At 36.7% G+C, this 18,114-nt stretch carries 19 protein-coding genes and 3 tRNA genes; 20 read left to right on the top strand and 2 right to left on the bottom strand.

All coding sequences use genetic code 11. From position 1 onward, the window contains the following. Window positions 1–7: 7 nt before the first annotated feature. A complete protein-coding gene (gene cls, locus OCL94_RS10110) occupies window positions 8–1,504 on the bottom strand; it encodes a cardiolipin synthase (protein WP_411268501.1) in 1,497 nt (498 codons plus the stop codon). A gap of 187 nt (window positions 1,505–1,691) precedes the next feature. Between cls and OCL94_RS10105 the strand changes: the two genes are divergently transcribed. Beyond that, entirely contained in the window at window positions 1,692–1,826 is a 135-nt protein-coding gene (locus OCL94_RS10105) for an Lmo0850 family protein (RefSeq protein ID WP_233681818.1), read from the top strand. 142 nt (window positions 1,827–1,968) lie between these two features. On the opposite strand, the gene OCL94_RS10100 is transcribed toward OCL94_RS10105, so the two are convergent. After that, complete coding sequence (locus OCL94_RS10100) at window positions 1,969–3,180, bottom strand: FtsW/RodA/SpoVE family cell cycle protein (protein WP_262996797.1); 1,212 nt, start codon at window positions 3,178–3,180, stop codon at window positions 1,969–1,971. Between the two features lie 171 nt (window positions 3,181–3,351). On the opposite strand from OCL94_RS10100, the gene OCL94_RS10095 reads away from it, so the two are divergent. From OCL94_RS10095 to OCL94_RS10005, 19 genes are all read left to right on the top strand, one after another. Then, a complete protein-coding gene (locus tag OCL94_RS10095) occupies window positions 3,352–4,422 on the top strand; it encodes a D-alanine--D-alanine ligase (protein WP_262996796.1) in 1,071 nt (356 codons plus the stop codon). A gap of 5 nt (window positions 4,423–4,427) precedes the next feature. Continuing rightward, entirely contained in the window at window positions 4,428–5,768 is a 1,341-nt protein-coding gene (locus OCL94_RS10090; RefSeq protein ID WP_262996795.1) for a UDP-N-acetylmuramoyl-tripeptide--D-alanyl-D-alanine ligase, read from the top strand. A 258-nt stretch (window positions 5,769–6,026) separates the two neighbouring features. Beyond that, complete coding sequence (locus tag OCL94_RS10085) at window positions 6,027–7,550, top strand: DEAD/DEAH box helicase (RefSeq protein ID WP_262996794.1); 1,524 nt, start codon at window positions 6,027–6,029, stop codon at window positions 7,548–7,550. An 85-nt stretch (window positions 7,551–7,635) separates the two neighbouring features. Beyond that, window positions 7,636–8,115 carry a PH domain-containing protein gene (locus OCL94_RS10080; protein WP_262996793.1) on the top strand — a complete coding sequence of 160 codons (480 nt, stop codon included), beginning with the start codon at window positions 7,636–7,638 and terminating at the stop codon, window positions 8,113–8,115. Further along, window positions 8,102–9,610, top strand: coding sequence for a PH domain-containing protein (locus OCL94_RS10075; RefSeq protein ID WP_262996792.1), 1,509 nt, complete (start codon window positions 8,102–8,104; stop codon window positions 9,608–9,610). Before OCL94_RS10080 ends, OCL94_RS10075 begins: the two co-directional genes overlap by 14 nt. After that, window positions 9,594–10,073 carry a PH domain-containing protein gene (locus OCL94_RS10070; RefSeq protein WP_262996791.1) on the top strand — a complete coding sequence of 160 codons (480 nt, stop codon included), beginning with the start codon at window positions 9,594–9,596 and terminating at the stop codon, window positions 10,071–10,073. Before OCL94_RS10075 ends, OCL94_RS10070 begins: the two co-directional genes overlap by 17 nt. Then, entirely contained in the window at window positions 10,066–10,404 is a 339-nt protein-coding gene (gene acpS / locus OCL94_RS10065; protein ID WP_262996790.1) for a holo-ACP synthase, read from the top strand. Before OCL94_RS10070 ends, acpS begins: the two co-directional genes overlap by 8 nt. 57 nt (window positions 10,405–10,461) lie before the next feature. Further along, window positions 10,462–11,607 carry an alanine racemase gene (gene alr, locus OCL94_RS10060; RefSeq protein WP_262996789.1) on the top strand — a complete coding sequence of 382 codons (1,146 nt, stop codon included), beginning with the start codon at window positions 10,462–10,464 and terminating at the stop codon, window positions 11,605–11,607. A 62-nt stretch (window positions 11,608–11,669) separates the two neighbouring features. After that, the gene (locus tag OCL94_RS10055) at window positions 11,670–11,816 is read left to right on the top strand and encodes a hypothetical protein (RefSeq protein WP_262996788.1); all 147 of its coding nucleotides are present in this window, start codon (window positions 11,670–11,672) and stop codon (window positions 11,814–11,816) included. Further along, window positions 11,817–12,179: a type II toxin-antitoxin system PemK/MazF family toxin gene (locus OCL94_RS10050; RefSeq protein ID WP_233681829.1), complete on the top strand. Its 363-nt coding sequence runs from the start codon at window positions 11,817–11,819 to the stop codon at window positions 12,177–12,179. A 49-nt stretch (window positions 12,180–12,228) separates the two neighbouring features. After that, on the top strand, window positions 12,229–13,236 hold the full coding sequence (locus tag OCL94_RS10045) for a SpoIIE family protein phosphatase (protein WP_262996858.1): 1,008 nt from the start codon (window positions 12,229–12,231) through the stop codon (window positions 13,234–13,236). Between the two features lie 88 nt (window positions 13,237–13,324). Continuing rightward, window positions 13,325–13,651 (top strand): anti-sigma factor antagonist, encoded by a 327-nt coding sequence (locus OCL94_RS10040; RefSeq protein WP_262996787.1) that lies wholly within the window; start codon window positions 13,325–13,327, stop codon window positions 13,649–13,651. A 1-nt stretch (window position 13,652) separates the two neighbouring features. Beyond that, the gene (rsbW, locus tag OCL94_RS10035) at window positions 13,653–14,099 is read left to right on the top strand and encodes an anti-sigma B factor RsbW (RefSeq protein ID WP_262996786.1); all 447 of its coding nucleotides are present in this window, start codon (window positions 13,653–13,655) and stop codon (window positions 14,097–14,099) included. Between the two features lie 4 nt (window positions 14,100–14,103). Continuing rightward, window positions 14,104–14,871 carry an RNA polymerase sigma factor SigB gene (sigB, locus tag OCL94_RS10030; RefSeq protein ID WP_262996785.1) on the top strand — a complete coding sequence of 256 codons (768 nt, stop codon included), beginning with the start codon at window positions 14,104–14,106 and terminating at the stop codon, window positions 14,869–14,871. An 80-nt stretch (window positions 14,872–14,951) separates the two neighbouring features. Beyond that, on the top strand, window positions 14,952–17,102 hold the full coding sequence (locus OCL94_RS10025) for a Tex family protein (RefSeq protein ID WP_262996784.1): 2,151 nt from the start codon (window positions 14,952–14,954) through the stop codon (window positions 17,100–17,102). Further along, on the top strand, window positions 17,092–17,541 hold the full coding sequence (locus tag OCL94_RS10020) for a SprT family protein (protein WP_262996783.1): 450 nt from the start codon (window positions 17,092–17,094) through the stop codon (window positions 17,539–17,541). The genes OCL94_RS10025 and OCL94_RS10020 overlap by 11 nt, the downstream gene beginning before the upstream one ends. A 167-nt stretch (window positions 17,542–17,708) precedes the next feature. After that, a tRNA-Glu gene (locus OCL94_RS10015) sits at window positions 17,709–17,780 on the top strand. Window positions 17,781–17,916: 136 nt separating this feature from the next. Then, window positions 17,917–17,999: transfer RNA gene (locus OCL94_RS10010), tRNA-Leu, on the top strand. 34 nt (window positions 18,000–18,033) lie between these two features. Further along, a tRNA-Gly gene (locus OCL94_RS10005) sits at window positions 18,034–18,107 on the top strand. Window positions 18,108–18,114 lie beyond the last annotated feature (7 nt).

The raw sequence follows: 18,114 nt of genomic DNA, 5'->3' as shown, positions 1-18,114 counted from the left end.
ACCTTTCTTATAATATAGGCGATAGCAATCGTGCAATCGCCTCTTTAATACGTATCAATAGCACGCGTTGATCATATATTTCCTGGGTTAACTGACTGGATACTTTAACATCTTCTTCAAATGTTTTGCGTAATTTTAATGCAATATCATGATCATAAATAAATGCATTCACTTCAAAGTTTAATTCGAAACTTCTAAAGTCCATATTGGCCGTACCAACACTTGCGACTTCATCATCAATGACCATCATTTTCGTATGAATAAAGCCGTTCTCATAAATAAAGATATTACAACCAGCTGCAATCAGCTCACCGACATTTGAATAGGTTGCCCAATAAACGAATGGATGATCAGGTTTATTCGGAATCATGATGTTCACCTCGACACCTGTCGATGCTGCGATCTTCAATGCATCGAGTAAAGAGGTGTCGGGAATGAAATAGGGTGACTGAATAAAGATAGATTCTTTTGCTGACGTTATCATCTTCAAATAACCGAATTTAATATGTTGTTCACTAGAATCGGGACCACTTGATGAAATTTGAATGCCAATTTCACCTTTACTATCAACATCCGGGAAATATTTCTTATCATAATGCATAAAGTTACGTGTTGATTGTGAGTTCCAGTCCATCATGAAGCGAAGTTGTAATGCATTCACAGCATCGCCTTCAACACGTAAATGTGTATCGCGCCAATAACCAAAGCGTTTGTCTAAGCCTAAATATTCATCACCAACATTGAAACCACCAATATAACCGATCTTACCGTCAATCACGACAATCTTTCTATGGTTACGGTTATTCATTCTAAAGTTAATTAGCGGAAAGTTGGATGGAAAGAATGCTTCAACTTGACCGCCTAACTTTCGAAACGTTTTAAAGCGAGATAATGTTAACGTGCGCGAACCGATATCATCATATAACATCTTCACTTCAACACCCTCTTTAAGCTTTCTCATTAACGCATCTAAAATTTCATTGCCAATGCCGTCACGCTTAAAGATGTAATATTGAATGTGAATATGATCTTGTGCGTTATTGATGTCTTCCAGTAATCGATCAAATTTCTTACGACCATCTGTAAGAATATCAACAGCATTATCAGTTGTTAAAAATGAAGAATAGTTGTTTAAATTCATACGGATAATATCTTTATGTTTCATTATTTCTTTAGAACGCACCATTAAATCATCTTCATCGATTGCATGGATTTGTTCCTGAACAATTTGTTGTAAACCTAATTTATCTTCTTCATCAAGTTTGAAGATGCTGGACTGCTTAATCTGTCGCCCAAACAATAAGTAAAGCATAAACCCAATGATAGGTAAGAAAAATAGCACGAGTAACCATGCCCACGTAGACCCCGCTTGTCTACGTTCCAGAAAGATAACAACGAAAGCTAAAAATATATTAAACACAAATCCTACAAAAAATAGAATAGAAAATAGTTGGGAATAATCGATATGCGAAAAAAATGGCAAAAAGCAGCCCCCCTTTAAGATTAGCTTTATTATACATGAAAAAGGATAGAATTACTTTCTGTGTTGCTGAATTTTCATGCAGTCAAAAAAATTTACATTCAACTTTCAATGTTCACAAAAACTTTACAGAAATAAGTCCCGGGACCTATAGCTATATTGGCAAATATCGGGTACACTAGTATTAACAAATTGATTAGGAGTGATCAAAATGAAACAATCACAAGAGAAAATTAAAAATGTAGTCACTCTGCTTTCTTCACTTGGTGTTAATATTTCAAAAACTAAATCACGACTTGAAGTTATGCGTACGTTACCACATGTAGCACCCGCAAAATTAAAATAATATACATAAAGAAAGGACATTCAAAGGGGAATGTTCTTTTTTTGTAATGTTTATCGTCATCGTTTGGAATGTCGATGCCTATGCATCAATTTATGGCTGATAAAAAGAGCGCCACTTGTTAGGTGGCGCTCTCAAACTTTAACTATTTCACGGATTTATATTTTTTAATCAGCTCGGCATCCGAATGATAGAATATTGAAAGTGCGATACCGATGCCACACATTAATGCCCATAACGAACTTCCGCCGTAACTAATAAACGGTAAAGGAATTCCTGTAATCGGCACGACTTGAATCGTCATTCCGACGTTCTGGAATACATGGAATATAATCATGCTTACCAATCCGATTAAAAAGTACGATGAGAATGGATTAGTCGTTACTTGAGCCATACGAATTAAATGTGTAAACAACGCTAAAAATAATACGAGTACCACAACTGTACCGATAAAGCCAAATTCTTCACCGATAACAGAGAAGATAAAGTCGGTATGGTTCTCCGGAATATAAACTTCTCCACCTTTAAATCCTTTACCGAATAGTCCGCCAGATCCGATTGCTTTTAACGATTCCATCAAGTGAAATCCTTCGCCATCACTGTATTGTGCTGGATTTAACCACGAATTAATACGGCCTAATTGATATGTCTTTATCCCTAACAATTTATCGATTAATTCAGGTTTATAAATAATAGCAAGAATTAATGTCGCTCCGATTGTTGATAAGGCAATTAAAAATGGCGCGAGAATTCTCCAGGTTACACCAGAAACAACGGTAATCCCTAATATAATAGCAAGCAACACGAGCGTTGTCCCTAAGTCGTTCTGTAATAAGATTAATATCATTGGAATAATAGATGTTAATCCAATCTTCATTAATAAAATGATGTCAGTCTGAAAAGATTTATAATATGTAAAGCGGTTATGATCATACACAACTTTACTTAATGTCAGCATTAATATAATCTTCATAAATTCTGATGGTTGCAAACTTAGTCGGCCAAAGAAGACGTACCAGCTTTTTGCACCATTAATTGTAGGTGTAAATGATGACTCAGGTAATATGAGTAATCCTAATAATGCTACGTTTCCAATCGTATATAAAGCAAAGACCCATTTCTTCATAAACTTCGGTGAGATATGCATAATACTAAATGCGAGAATAAATCCGAATATATAGTACAATATTTGTCGTTCAGCAAAGTTTGTACCATACTGTTGTCCATCCATTGCTGACGTAATAATCGTTAAACTAATTGCAAAAAATCCGATAATAAGTATAATCAACCACCAATCGATTTTTTCAATCCATGAGCGTTTGAATTTTATACGTGATGTGTTGCTTGATTGAGCCATGGTCAAACTCCTAATCTTAAATAAATTATAGTCATTATTATACATAAATATGGTCAAACATTATAGGAATAAATCTTTATTTTGCGAATGGTAACTTTATGCCTAATAAAAATGTGCATCTCATCTTATATCATGATAGTATAATTATATTAATAATCTGGAGGAATTGAAATGACTAAACAAAATATATGTATCGTCTATGGCGGAAAAAGTGCTGAGCATGAGGTTTCAATCTTAACAGCACAATCAGTAATCAATGCGATGGATAAAGAAAAATACGCAGTCGATACAATTTATATTACAAATGAAGGTGAATGGATTAAAGGACCTGCAATTACAGAACGTATTGAAGAGAGCGAATCTTTAAGACTAACGCCATCAAATAACGATACAATTATGCATTTATTAACTTCTTCAACAGAAGGTCATCAGTATGATGCGATCTTCCCGTTACTACATGGACCAAACGGAGAAGATGGTACAATTCAAGGCTTGTTTGAAGTGCTTGATTTACCATACGTTGGAAACGGTGTATTAGCAGCTGCAAGCTCAATGGATAAACTTGTGATGAAGCAATTATTTGCAAATCGTGGATTACCACAGTTGCCATATGTAAGTTTCTTACGCAGTGAATATGAAACATATAAACATAACATTTTAGAATTAGTGAACAATAAATTACAATACCCGGTATTCGTTAAACCAGCAAACTTAGGTTCTTCTGTAGGTATTTCGAAATGTACAAACCGTGAAGAATTAATTGCTGGTATTGAAGAAGCATTACAATTTGACCGCAAACTTGTTGTTGAACAAGGCGTAGTAGCTCGTGAAATTGAAGTTGCAGTATTAGGTAACGATAATCCAAAGACGACGTTACCAGGTGAAGTGGTGAAAGACGTTGATTTCTATGATTACAAATCGAAATATAAAGATGGTAAAGTACAGTTAGAAATTCCTGCAGATATCCCATCAGAAATTCAGGAAACAATGCGCAATATGGCCGTTGAAGCATTTAAAGCAACGGATTGTTCTGGTTTAGTGCGTGCCGATTTCTTCTTAACAGAAGACAATACAATCTATATTAACGAAACAAATGCTATGCCTGGATTTACACAATTCAGTATGTACCCATTATTATGGGAGAACATGGGCATGAGCTATAGTGAATTAATTACTGAGTTAATTGACTTAGCTAAAGAACGTCATGCAGACAAGAAAAAAATCAAATATAAAATGGACTGATTAATATGATAAAAAGAAGTTTACGCTGGATAGCAGAACAAACGGGTGGTAAAGTAGCACAACAGTTTGAAGATGTAATGATTGATGGTGTGTCGATTGATTCACGACAATTAAATGAGGGTGTACTATTTATTCCGTTTAAAGGTGAAAATGTAGATGGTCATCAATATGTAGCTCAGTCATTAGAGCGCGGCGCACATGCATCTTTATGGCAAAGTGATGCGCTTGATATGCCGGAAGGTCTTCCGATCATCGTTGTTGACGATACGTTAAAGGCATTACAAGCGATAGGGAAAGCATATCTTGAAGAAGTGAACCCGAAAGTTATCGCGATTACTGGAAGTAACGGTAAGACGTCGACAAAAGATATGGTTGAAGCGGTACTAGCGCCGAACTTTAAAGTGAAGAAGACGCAAGGTAATTATAATAACGAAATTGGCTTACCTATTACGCTTTGTCAGCTGGATGAGGATACTGAAATCTCAATTTTAGAAATGGGTATGTCAGGATTCGGTGAAATCGCATTTCTATCTGAACTTGCAACTCCGGATATTGCTGCGATTACGAATATTGGTGAAAGTCATATGCGTGATTTAGGATCACGTGAAGGCATAGCAAAAGCAAAGTTTGAGATTATTGAAGGATTGAATGGTCCATTATTTTACGATGGAGATGAGCCATTACTTAACGATTTAGTTGCACAAGCTAAAGGTGAATTTAAGAAGATTGGCTTCAATTCGGATAATGATTTCTATATTCATGACCTGCAAGCGTTAGAGAAAAGTATTGCCTTTAAAGTCGGAGATGCGCAGTTTAGCGTCCCGACACTTGGTGCACATAATGCGCGAAATGCAACGATTGCAATTGCGATTGGTCGCCTTTTAGGATTGAGCGATGCAGTCATCAACGAGAATTTAACACATTTACATTTAACAAATATGCGTATGGAACAAATTATTGGTATTAATAAAGCACGTCTTATAAATGATGCGTATAATGCAAGTCCGACAAGTATGCGTGCAGCTATTGACACGATTGCGATTATGGATGTACCGAATAAAATTATCGTGTTGAGTGACGTGCTTGAACTCGGTCCAGACTCACAACAGTACCATGAATCTGTCGGTGCGTATTTTGAAGGGAAAGGTATTGATCGTTTACTGACGGTTGGTACTGAAGCTGCACATATTCATGCGGCAGCAAAGCCTTTTACAGAAGCACAACACTTTGATTCAAAAGAAGCGTTAGAGGCAGCATTGTTGAACTATTTAAATGCCGATACTGTCGTCTTATTTAAAGCAAGCCGAGGGATGGCATTAGAAACGATCATTAATCAATGTATTTAATGTTTTTTTAAGTAGAATTTAAGTTAAATAAAAAATATTTATTTTTCATATAAAGTGAATGACTGTATAGCTTACAGTCATTTTTTTATGTCGTAATAACTTGTATTTACAATTGTATTGATTGTAAAAATATACGATAGGTGCTAAGATAGAGAAGTTGAATAGGCATGTGAGTGGAAAATTACTCTGTGCTCGAGCACAAGTTGAATGCGCACACTATAGAGGCGTAATTTATGAAAGATAAAAGGAGAAATAATATTGCAAAAATTTAGAGACCTAGGTATCAGCGAACCTACCATAAATGCGCTGGAGAAAATGGGATTTACAGAACCTACACCGATTCAAACGGATAGTATCCCTCATACGATGGCAGGCCGTGACGTATTAGGCCAAGCGCAAACTGGTACTGGTAAAACTGGTGCTTTTGGAATACCTTTAATTGAAAAAGTTAGAGGCCAAGAGGGGATCAAAAGTTTAATTCTTGCTCCTACCCGTGAATTAGCGGTCCAAGTTGCTGAACAATTAAAAGCATTTAGTCGTGGACAAGGGATTCAAGTTGCGACTGTATTCGGTGGTATGCCGATTGACCGTCAAATTAGAGAATTAAAAAAGAAACCCCAAATCGTCGTTGGAACACCTGGTCGTGTTATCGATCATTTAAACCGTCGTACGTTAAAAACTGAAGACATCAATACGTTAATCTTAGATGAAGCGGATGAGATGATGAACATGGGATTCATCGATGATATGCGTTTCATCATGGATAAATTACCGAAAGAACAACGTCAAACGATGTTATTCTCAGCGACAATGCCGAGAGCCATTCAGGAGTTAGTTCAAAAATTTATGAAAGATCCTATCATTGTTAAGACGATGACAAATGTTGATTCAAACCCTGATATCGACGAGCATTACACAATCGTTAAAGAATTAGAGAAGTTCGACACTTTCACTAATTTCTTAGATGTTCACCAACCAGAATTAGCTATCGTATTCGGACGTACGAAACGTCGTGTTGATGAGTTAACAAGTGCGTTAATTTCTAAAGGATACCGTGCAGAAGGATTACACGGAGACATTACTCAAGCGAAACGTTTAGAAGTGCTTAAGAAGTTTAAGAATGACCAAATTGACATCTTAGTTGCAACAGACGTTGCTGCACGTGGATTAGATATTTCTGGCGTATCTCACGTTTATAACTTCGATATCCCTCAAGATGTTGAAAGTTATACGCACCGTATCGGTCGTACAGGTCGTGCAGGTAAACATGGTATGGCGATTTCATTCGTTAACCCGGTTGAAATGGATTATATCCGTCAAATCGAAAAGTCTAAAAACCGTACAATGACAGCTTTACGCCCACCAACACCAGGTGAAGTAATGAAAGCGCGTGAATTAGACGTGAAGACGAAAGTGAACGGTTGGATTGAAAAACCAACTGAAGCTCGTATCGAATCTATCGCACAAGAATTAATTAATGAACATGGTGATGTGAAATTAGTCGCATCATTATTACAAGAATTAATTAAATCAAACAACGATGTAGACGTTCAATTAACATTTGAAAAGCCACTTGGCCGTAAAGGTAGTGGGGGTAAATCTTATGGACGCGGACGTGGTGGAAATGGTGGAGGCCGCCCAGGTGGATCTCGTAGCCGTTCTAAAGATGGCGGTAAAGATGGCCGTCGTAAATCATACGACCGTGGCGCTAAATCAGGTGCACCTGCAAAAGGTGGAAAGAAACCTTTTAAAGCGAGAACATTTGCAGACCATAAAAAATAAATTTTATTAGAAACACCCTGTTATTATTCTAAGTGATAATGACAGGGTGTTTTTGTTATAATTTACATAAATGGAGGCGATCAATTTGTACAACGATACACTCATGTATGCTCAACCGGAAAATACGCCCATCTACAGACGGTTGAAATGGTTCATCTACACATTAATAACGCTTACGATATCGGTCGGACTATACTACGGGATTAACTGGTTGTTCGAATGGGAATATGCTTACGCTGTATTCTTACTACTGCTTATCCCACTTTACCAACTTATACTTGGTATTTTCTTAAGTTACAAGTACACACGTTATACGCTCAACCAGTCGACACTTGAAATGAGTAGCGGCGCATATTTTATGGAACGTAAAGTTGTGCCCATTGATTTAATGCAGTCTGTACGTATTGAACAAGGCTGTATTATGAAGCGATTTAATCTTGCGGTTGTGACAGTGTATACGCGCGGCGATACTGTCGTATTACCATATATGACAACAGATGAAGCAGAACGTATTGCCACGAGCATTATTGCAACCATTAAGGAGATGCATTATGGACGCAACTAAAAAGTCGTTACATTATTCTACGTATTTATCTAACGTACTAAAATCTTTAAAGAGTAATATCTTCCCGATAGGATTAGGCTTATTTTTCATTATTAAAGATGGATTTACGAAACAGGCTTTGCTCGATAACGGATTTGCATTACTTATATTATTATTTACGATATTGAGTGCGTTATTCAGTATGATTGAAGCGAAAATTACGAAGTACTGGATTGAAGAAGATAAGTTAATGCTTCAAAAAGGTTTGATTAACCGAACAATAAAAGAAATTTATATCGGTAAAATTCAAACGATGGATACATCTGCGGGTATTGCGAATCAGTTGCTCGGGGGCGTCATCATGCATGTTAAAACTGCAGGTGATGGTATTGAACTGAATAGTATCAGTAAGCATGATGCAGCGCGATTAACCGAATATATCAATCAACGTAAGTACGAATTGAATGGTCAACAGATTGTTGAAGATGTTGAAACATCGGATGTTGATCAATTGCCTAACCAAGTATCTACACCATATGAAACAATATACCAACTGTCAACTAAAGATTTACTGATGATGAGTGCGACAAGTGCATCAATGTTTACCGTGTTTGCTATCGTTTATGCAATTTACAGTCAAGTAGATGACATTTTTCATCTTGATCGATACATGGGTCCTCTAGAGCAAACAGTGGGACAAAGTTATATATTAATTGCGTTCGTTATTGCAAGTGCACTATTCATGAGTTATATTATCGGCATCTTTGTAACAGCAATAAAATATTATCAGTATACCGTGTACTTTAATGGAGAACTATTAAATATTAAATACGGCCTTTTTGAACGAAAAAATAAATTTATTGCAATCAAAAATATACAACGTGTTACTGAAAGACAAAGTTATTTACGTAAGTTATTGTATAAAACATCATTTGCGGTGACAACAACGAGTGAAATGAAAGCATCTGAAGATAGCATTTTAGGTGATGAAGAAGTATTGCCGTTCATTTCACGTGATGAAGCGTATCGTGTGATTCAAAGGCTTGTGCCCGATTATAATTTTACGGATGTGAACCATGTCATTCCGAAACGTAGTATTCGCCGTTATTTTCAAATTTCCTGGGTGATATTTATTATTGCTGGCGGTATTATACAGTATTTCTGGTTTGATAAAGCGTGGCTGTTCGTAATTATTCTAATGATCTTAACGTTTATTACAGCATATATTAAATATAGAAATTCTGGCTATATTATCGTCGACGATCAAGTGAATATTCGCAATGGCGGGGCATTTGTTATGGAAACATCTTTTGTGAAAGAGCGTAATATTATCGGATTGAATGTTTCAAGTACGCCGTTTATGAATAAAGCTAATTTACGTAATGCTGTGTTAGACATATCATCTGGAAGTAGTAATGCGAGTTGCCGGTTAGATTATATTGAGCTCGAAGATGCCGCGCAAATTTATGATTGGTTCTTGCTAAAGGAGCGATATCAATATGAAAAAAATGCATAAAGATAGTATGAAGCTAATGAAGATAGGCGCGTGTATTGATCTATTAGTAGCACTCATTATATTAATCATCATCATAGTTATTGATTATATGGACTGGATTCCTGTACACCCCTATATTTATTATGGTTTTATTATATTAGGATTACTAAATTTTATATTAGACTTTTTTTATTTCACGAAATTGAAATATCAATACTCTTTATTTGGTTTGTTAGAAGATGAAATCATCACTGAAAACGGCATATTGAATAAGCAGAAAAATATCGTGCCTTACGCTACGGTTCAAAACGTTGAAACCGAACAAGGACCGATAATGAAGCGATTTAATATTAAATCATTACAAGTCAAAACTGCAGAAAATGCAATAAGCATTCCTTTCGTACATGAAACGGAAGCGGAGCAGTTAAAGGCATTTATCAATCAAAAAATGAGAGCAGCAGAACAGAGGAGAATACATGATTAAAGGCATTGGAACTGATATTATTGAAATTGCACGTATACAAAAATCTTTGGAGAATCCAAAACTGATCACGCGCATATTACATCCGAAAGAGATAGAACGCTTTGAATCATTTACGAGTGAGAAACGTCGTGCTGAATATTTTGCGGGGCGTTTTTGTGTGAAGGAAGCTTATAGCAAAGCGCTCGGAACGGGCATCGGACAGTTGAACTTTAATGATATTTGTTGTTTAAATGATGCTGCAGGTAAACCGTATATTGAAGGTGTGAATGCGCACGTCAGCATTGCACATTCAGACACGGTGGCAACTGCCTACGTCATAATAGAAGAATAATGGACGATACGTTAAAATGTGATAAAATTTGAGTATTAATTGAAGAGGTGAATAACAATGAGTGACAGGATTTATCGACCAAGTTACGTCAATATCAATTTGGATGCAATCAGTGAGAACTTTAAAGCTTTCGGCAAATTACATCCCAATAAGACAGTAATCGCTGTCGTTAAAGCGAATGGATATGGATTAGGTGCAGTACAAATTGCGAAACATTTAGTGCAGCATGGTGCTGAATTTTTCGCTGTAGCAACATTAGATGAAGCGATTGAACTCAGAATGCACGGCATTAAAGCGAAGATATTAGTGTTAGGTATTATCGAACCGAAAGATATACATAAGGCATGTCAGCATCGTCTTGCGCTGACTGTACCAGGTTTAAAGTGGTTACATGAAGCGTTACAATTTGTAGAAGCTGATGACAAGCCATTTTGGGCGCACTTAAAGTTAGATACAGGTATGGGACGTATCGGAATGCGCGACGTTGAAGAATATAAAGCGGTTGTATCGCTTGTTAAACAACATGATAAGACGGTATTCGAAGGTGTCTATACGCATTTCAGTTGTGCAGATGAAGACAATGACAGCGCACAAATTGCATACGATCAGTTCATCAACACTGTCAATACATGTGAAGTACCATCGTTTGTACATTGTCAGAACAGCGCTGCAGCACTGCGATTTGATGCATCTGAATGTACGGCACTCCGACTCGGTATTAGCTTATATGGGTATTACCCTTCAACGTTTATTCGTGATATTACGCAAGTGAAATTAAAGCCTGCGATGCAGCTCGTTTCAACGGTGAACTTCGTGAAAGAAATCCATGCAGGCGATACAGTGAGTTACGGTGCTACTTATGTTGCTGAACAAGATGAAACAATTGCAACATTCCCGCTCGGTTATGCGGATGGATTTAGTCGTCAGTTACAAGGTTATCATATTAATCTTGAAGGTCATGAAGTACCCATCGTAGGTCGTATATGTATGGATCAGTTTTTAGCACGTGTGCCGAAAGGGACTGTTGAAGGAGCGCAAGCCATTATTATTGACCACCATGATGACAGTAATCAGTCAATTGAAGAAGTTGCTGATAAGTTAAACACAATTAATTATGAAGTGTTAACTAGCCTCGGCAGAAGATTGCCGAAACATTATGTGACGCAAGATTCGATTGAAAAATATAACGAATTATTAAAATAAAATTGGTGTCACATGAATTTTTTTGATAAAATTATAGTAATCGTGTAACTGGAGGAAAAAATATGAGTAAACTGCATGAACAACAATTAATTGAGGGCTATCAATCTATGGCTGAAATTAATTTATTAATTGCTTCAGAACATTACTTACTAGAGTGTGAAGTATATGACACAATGGATTATACTGGCGCATTGGTGGAAGGTGAATAAATGAAGCGCGGCGATGTTTATTTAGCTGATTTGTCACCTGTTAAAGGGTCAGAGCAAGGCGGTAAACGACCTGTAGTCATTATTCAAAATGATATTGGAAATAAATATAGTCCGACAGTTATTGTAGCAGCTATAACTGCTAAAATTAATAAATCGAAAATCCCAACCCACGTAGAGATTGGTAAAACTAATCATCATCTAGATAAAGATTCTGTGATTTTATTAGAGCAAATAAGAACAATTGATAAAAACCGACTTATTGAAAAACTAACTTACCTTCCGAAAGATAAGATGGAAGAGGTAGATTCAGCACTTGCAATTAGTCTTAACTTATCTATTGATGACTCGGAGACTTTAGGATAACGCAAGTTACCTTAAAGTCTCTTTTAAGGTTTATTAGGAGGAAAGTATGATGCGCCAAATTGATAAGATTGTGACGAGGTATACAGATATCCTCAAACAATACATAGAACAAAAAGATGAATCAGCGCTGGAAGATGTTCAGGCGTTGAGCTTTGAAGCGATTGAACTCGATATTTCTCCTGAAGAAATCGTTATTTTGCATAAAGATATCGTGATTGAAGCCGGATATAATGCGATTGAACAACATTATGCGATGGATGTCTTAACTGAGATGATCATCGGGTTTGGGTTTACATACCGAGATTATAAGGCACTCGTGCGTGTGATGGAAGCACACGATAAAGAAATGGATGTTGCCGCGAGTCTGCAAACGACGATGTTAAAGACACAAATTCCTCATTTGAATAACGTTCAAATCGGAGCTATTAGTGTACCGGCACATCGCGTAAATGGTGATTACTTTAACTTGATTGATCATAAAGATGGAACGATGAGCTTTGCGGTCGCCGATGTTATTGGAAAAGGGATACCTGCAGCACTTGCTATGAGCATGATTAAATTCGGAATGGATTCATATGGTCATAGTCAGTTGCCAAGCGACGGATTAAAGCGTTTAAATCGTGTTGTGGAGAAGAATATCAATCAGAACATGTTTGTGACAATGTTTTATGGTTTATATGAGGAAATTAATAATAAGTTTTATTTTGCATCAGCAGGTCACGAACCTGGTTATATTTATCGCAAAAATAGTGATACGTTTGAAGAGCTTAATGCGCGAGGTTTAGTATTAGGTATCCATCCAGCGACGCGTTATGATCAGGAAGAATTAGAGCTTGAAATCGGTGATATGATTATCGTTTATACAGATGGTGTTTCTGAATTACGTCATTTAAATGGTGATTTTATTAGTACGAAAGAGTTGCTGAGTTATATTTATCAGTATAAAGATTTACATCCGCAAGATATCGTGCAGGTCGTATATGAGCAACTGATTACAATTGGTGATCCGAAGAAAAGAGACGATTTAACGATATTAATTATAAAAAGAATTAAATAATACGTTTAATGATGCGGTTATAGGGTATTTTAGTCAATAATAAGTATAAATGAGCATAAATTTATTTATGATTTTAAGGAGAATATACATGAACTTAAATATTGAATCGATTGAAAAAGAAGGTTTTTACGCAATTAAAGTGGCCGGGGAATTAGATGTTGCTACAGTACCTGAATTACAGGAAGTGTTAATTCCAATTCGTCAACTTGGCACACATGATATTCATTTACATATAGATGATGTGACTTATATGGATAGTACAGGTCTTGGTTTATTCGTAGGCACATTAAAAGAATTAAACAAAAATAATAAAGAATTATACGTATTAGGTGTAAATAGCCGAATCGAGCGTTTATTTGACATTACAGGTCTTAAAGATTTAATGCATGTGAACCAACCAGTGGAGGGCGTTTAATATGGATAAAGCATACGATTACGTAGAAATGAGATTTCCAGCTGCTGCAGAATACGTTGGTTTAGTGCGTTTAACTTTATCAGGTATTTTAAACCGTGCTGGTGCTTCTTATGATGATATTGAAGATACGAAGATTGCAGTAAGTGAAGCTGTTACAAATGCAGTGAAACACGCGTATAAAGATGACGTTAAAGGTGATGTATTAGTAGGATATGTTATCTTTGAAGATAAAGTTGAAGTGATTGTTTCTGATTCAGGCACAAGCTTTGATTACGAACGTACGAAATCTGAACTTGGTCCATATCAGGAGAATGAAAATATTGATTTCATTCGTGAAGGTGGCTTAGGATTATTCTTAATCGAATCATTAATGGATGAAGTAAATGTGAAGAAGGATAGCGGTGTAACGATTAGTATGACTAAGTATATTGCGGGGGAGCAGGTGTAACTTCATGACGAGTTCTAATTATAATGACGTTACTCCCGAGGAGATTAATGGCTGGATAAAGCTGTATCAGGATACTAAAGATGAAATGGCGCAAAATGAACTCGTGATGCACTATCAAAAGTTAGTCGAATCATTAGCGTATCGATATTCAAAAGGTCAAAGCCATCATGAAGACTTAGTACAAGTTGGGATGGTGGGGCTACTCGGAGCAATTAACCGTTTTGATGTGAGTTTTGATCGTAAATTTGAAGCGTTTTTAGTGCCAACGGTTATCGGAGAAATTAAACGTTATTTAAGAGATAAGACGTGGAGCGTACATGTTCCGAGACGAATTAAAGAAATTGGACCGAAGATTAAGAAAGCAACAGATGAGTTAACAAATGAACTTGGACGTTCGCCGAAGATTATCGAAATTGCGAAGCATATCGACGCAACTGAAGAAGAAGTGCTGGAAGCAATGGAGATGGGTCAAAGTTATAATGCTTTAAGTGTGGACCATTCGATTGAAGCAGATAAAGATGGCTCGACTGTGACATTATTAGATGTCATGGGTGATACAGAAGAAGGTTATGAGCTGACTGAAAAGCGAATGATCTTAGAGAAAGTATTACCGATTTTATCTGACCGCGAAAAAGAAATTATTCAATGTACGTTTATAGAAGGATTAAGTCAAAAAGAAACGGGCGAGAAGATTGGATTAAGTCAAATGCACGTTTCAAGATTACAACGTACGGCAATCAAGAAATTAAGAGATGCTGTACAGAAGAGTTAATCGTGAACTGCTGAGAACAAGCAATTGTTTTCAGCGGTTTTTTTGTTATGGTAAAATATACGTATCTTAAGGAGGCAGCTATGCAAAAACATATTATCGAACTAATTATTGAAAAATTACCATTTAAGAAACAACAAATTGAAGCGGTGCTCAATCTGTTAGAAGAGAAAAATACAGTACCGTTTATCGCACGTTACCGTAAAGAGGTAACAGGTGGTCTGGATGAAGTTGAAATTAAAGATATCGAAACAGAATATCGTTATATGGAAACTTTACAAAAGCGTAAAGACGACGTCATTCGTACTATTGAAGCACAAGGCTTATTAACAGAAGCATTGCGTAAAGAAATTATGGAGCAAGTGAAACTGCAACGGGTTGAAGACTTGTACCGTCCATTTAAACAAAAGAAAAAGACGCGTGCGACAGAAGCGAAACGTAAAGGACTTGAGCCGTTAGCACAGATGATTTTATCATTTGAAGGGAAAGATATTGTTGCTGAAGCGGCGCAATTTGTCGGTGAAGAAGTGGAGAATGTGGAAGCGGCGATTAGTGGTGCAATCGATATCATCGCTGAGATAATTTCTGATGAACCGAAATATCGTGAATACATATTACAGTTTGTCGAAGCAAATGGTTTAGTCGTAACTACTAAGAAGAAGAAAGCGGAAGACGAAAAAGGCGTCTTTGAAATGTACTATGATTATTCAGAGAAAGTGAAAAAGATTGTACCCCATAGAACACTTGCCATCAATCGTGGTGAAAAAGAAGGTGTTCTTAAAGTAAGTGTCGATGTAGATGATACGCGCATCAAATCTTATATTCGCAAGCAAGTCGTTAAGAAAGAAGTTGAATCAAATCAATATATTGATTTAGCGATTGAAGAAGCATTGAAACGTTTAATCTTACCTTCTATTGAACGTGAAATTCGTAATGAGTTAACGGAAAAAGCTGAAGCGCAAGCAATTGATATTTTTGCTGTGAACTTAGAGAATTTATTATTGCAAGCGCCGCTTAAAGGGAAAATGATTCTTGGGTTAGACCCTGCGTATCGTACGGGTTGTAAGTTAGCCGTAATTAATAAATTCGGGACATTTGTTGAGAAATCTGTAATCTATCCGCATCCACCAGTAAGTAAGATGGCCGAAGCGAAGAAGAAGATGCTCGATTTAATCAAGCGTAACGGTATCGAATTGATTGCTATCGGTAACGGTACAGCAAGTCGTGAGTCAGAACAGTTTGTTGCAGAACTGATTAAAGAAAATCAGTTAGATGTGAAATATATTATCGTTAATGAAGCCGGTGCATCAGTTTACTCAGCAAGTGAGTTAGCGCGTAAAGAGTTCCCGGACTTCCAGGTCGAAGAAAGAAGTGCCGTTTCAATCGGACGACGCGTGCAAGATCCGTTATCAGAACTTGTGAAGATTGATCCGAAATCTATCGGTGTAGGTCAATACCAGCATGACGTTAACCAGAAAGCTTTAAACGAAGCCTTAGCATTCGTTGTAGAAACAGCTGTAAATAAAATTGGTGTAAACGTGAATACTGCATCGGCACCATTATTACAATACGTGTCGGGGCTTTCGTCTACAGTTGCTGAGAACATTATTAAACATCGCGAGGAAAATGGCCCGATTAAACATCATAAAGAAATTGCGAAGATTCCTAGACTTGGTAAGAAAACATTTGAACAAAGTATAGGATTTATGAGAATACCAGATGGAACAGAACCATTAGATAATACTGGCATTCACCCGGAAAGTTATGATGCAACGTATGCTTTAATCAAATCGATTGGTTTAACGATTGATGATTTAGGGACAGATGAATTGAAAGCCAAGTTAAACGCATTGAAACTAGAAACAGTTTCTGAAGAACTGTCGATTGGTATTCCGACACTTGAAGACATTATTGCAGCACTTATTGCACCAGGACGCGATCCACGTGAAGACTTCGAAACACCATTATTGAAGTCGGATGTCCTTTCTATAGAAGATTTAAGAAAAGGCATGAAGTTATCGGGTACAGTGCGTAATGTAGTAGACTTTGGTGCATTTGTTGATATCGGTGTGAAACAGGACGGGCTTGTGCACGTTTCTAAATTATCGAATAAATTTGTGAAGCATCCAACTGATGTCGTTTCAGTAGGGGATATAGTAGATGTATGGATTGAAGATATTTTTGAAGATAAAGGGAAAGTCGCATTGACGATGAAAGATCCGAATGCAAAATAGTGATTTACAACGATTGGTCGAAAGCATTTCTATAGAGTACTTTGATAAACCTTTTATACATGAAGCACGTTTCAATCATCGATTGCGCACGACCGGTGGTAGATACTTATTAAATAGTCACGACATTGAAATTAATCCGAAACAGTATGAGACGTTCGGAATCGAAGCGATTGTTGATATCATTAAACACGAACTCGTGCACTATCATCTTCATATAGAAGGAAAAGGCTATCAACATCGAGATAAAGACTTTAAATTATTATCTGAAAAAGTCGGCGCACCACGTTTTTGTGAGATGATACCTTCAATACAAGGCTATAAATATACGTATACATGTAAAAAGTGCAGTCAAACTTTTTTGAGAAAGCGACGTGTGAATACGTTGAAATACAAATGTTCGAAATGTTTAGGAGAAATAGCGATTACGAAAGTATGGTAAATGACAGTGTAGCCTAGGCTGCACTGTTTTCTTTTGTGTTTTTTCGTGTCATTTATATATACGATTTTAGCGTTTTTAATGAATATTTACATTTTGTAAATTTTTTTAGGAAAAAGTGTTGACTTTATGTTCAAATCGTTATAAGATTAATTTCGTTGTTGAAACACGGCCCCTTGGTCAAGCGGTTAAGACACCGCCCTTTCACGGCGGTAACACGGGTTCGAATCCCGTAGGGGTCACTTTTAATGATTTTACAAACTTAATAAAAGATTTAAGGAATTAAAAAAACTTTTAAAAAAGTGTTGACTTCTTAATCTAAAAGTTATATACTTAATCTTGTCGTTAAAAGAGATGACGAGTGAAAAATGCCAACGCGCGATCGTGGCGGAACGGCAGACGCGCTAGGTTGAGGGCCTAGTTGGAGCAATCCAGTGGAGGTTCAAATCCTCTCGGTCGCACTTAATGCTTTTAACACATACTAAATAAAATAATGCGGGTGTAGTTTAGTGGTAAAACCTCAGCCTTCCAAGCTGATGTTGTCGGTTCGATTCCGATCACCCGCTCCATAAATTT

Source organism: Macrococcus capreoli (assembly GCF_025628935.1).
In the GTDB taxonomy this organism is placed as follows: Bacteria; Bacillota; Bacilli; order Staphylococcales; family Staphylococcaceae; genus Macrococcoides; species Macrococcoides capreoli.
This window is presented reverse-complemented; position numbering and strand designations above follow the sequence as displayed.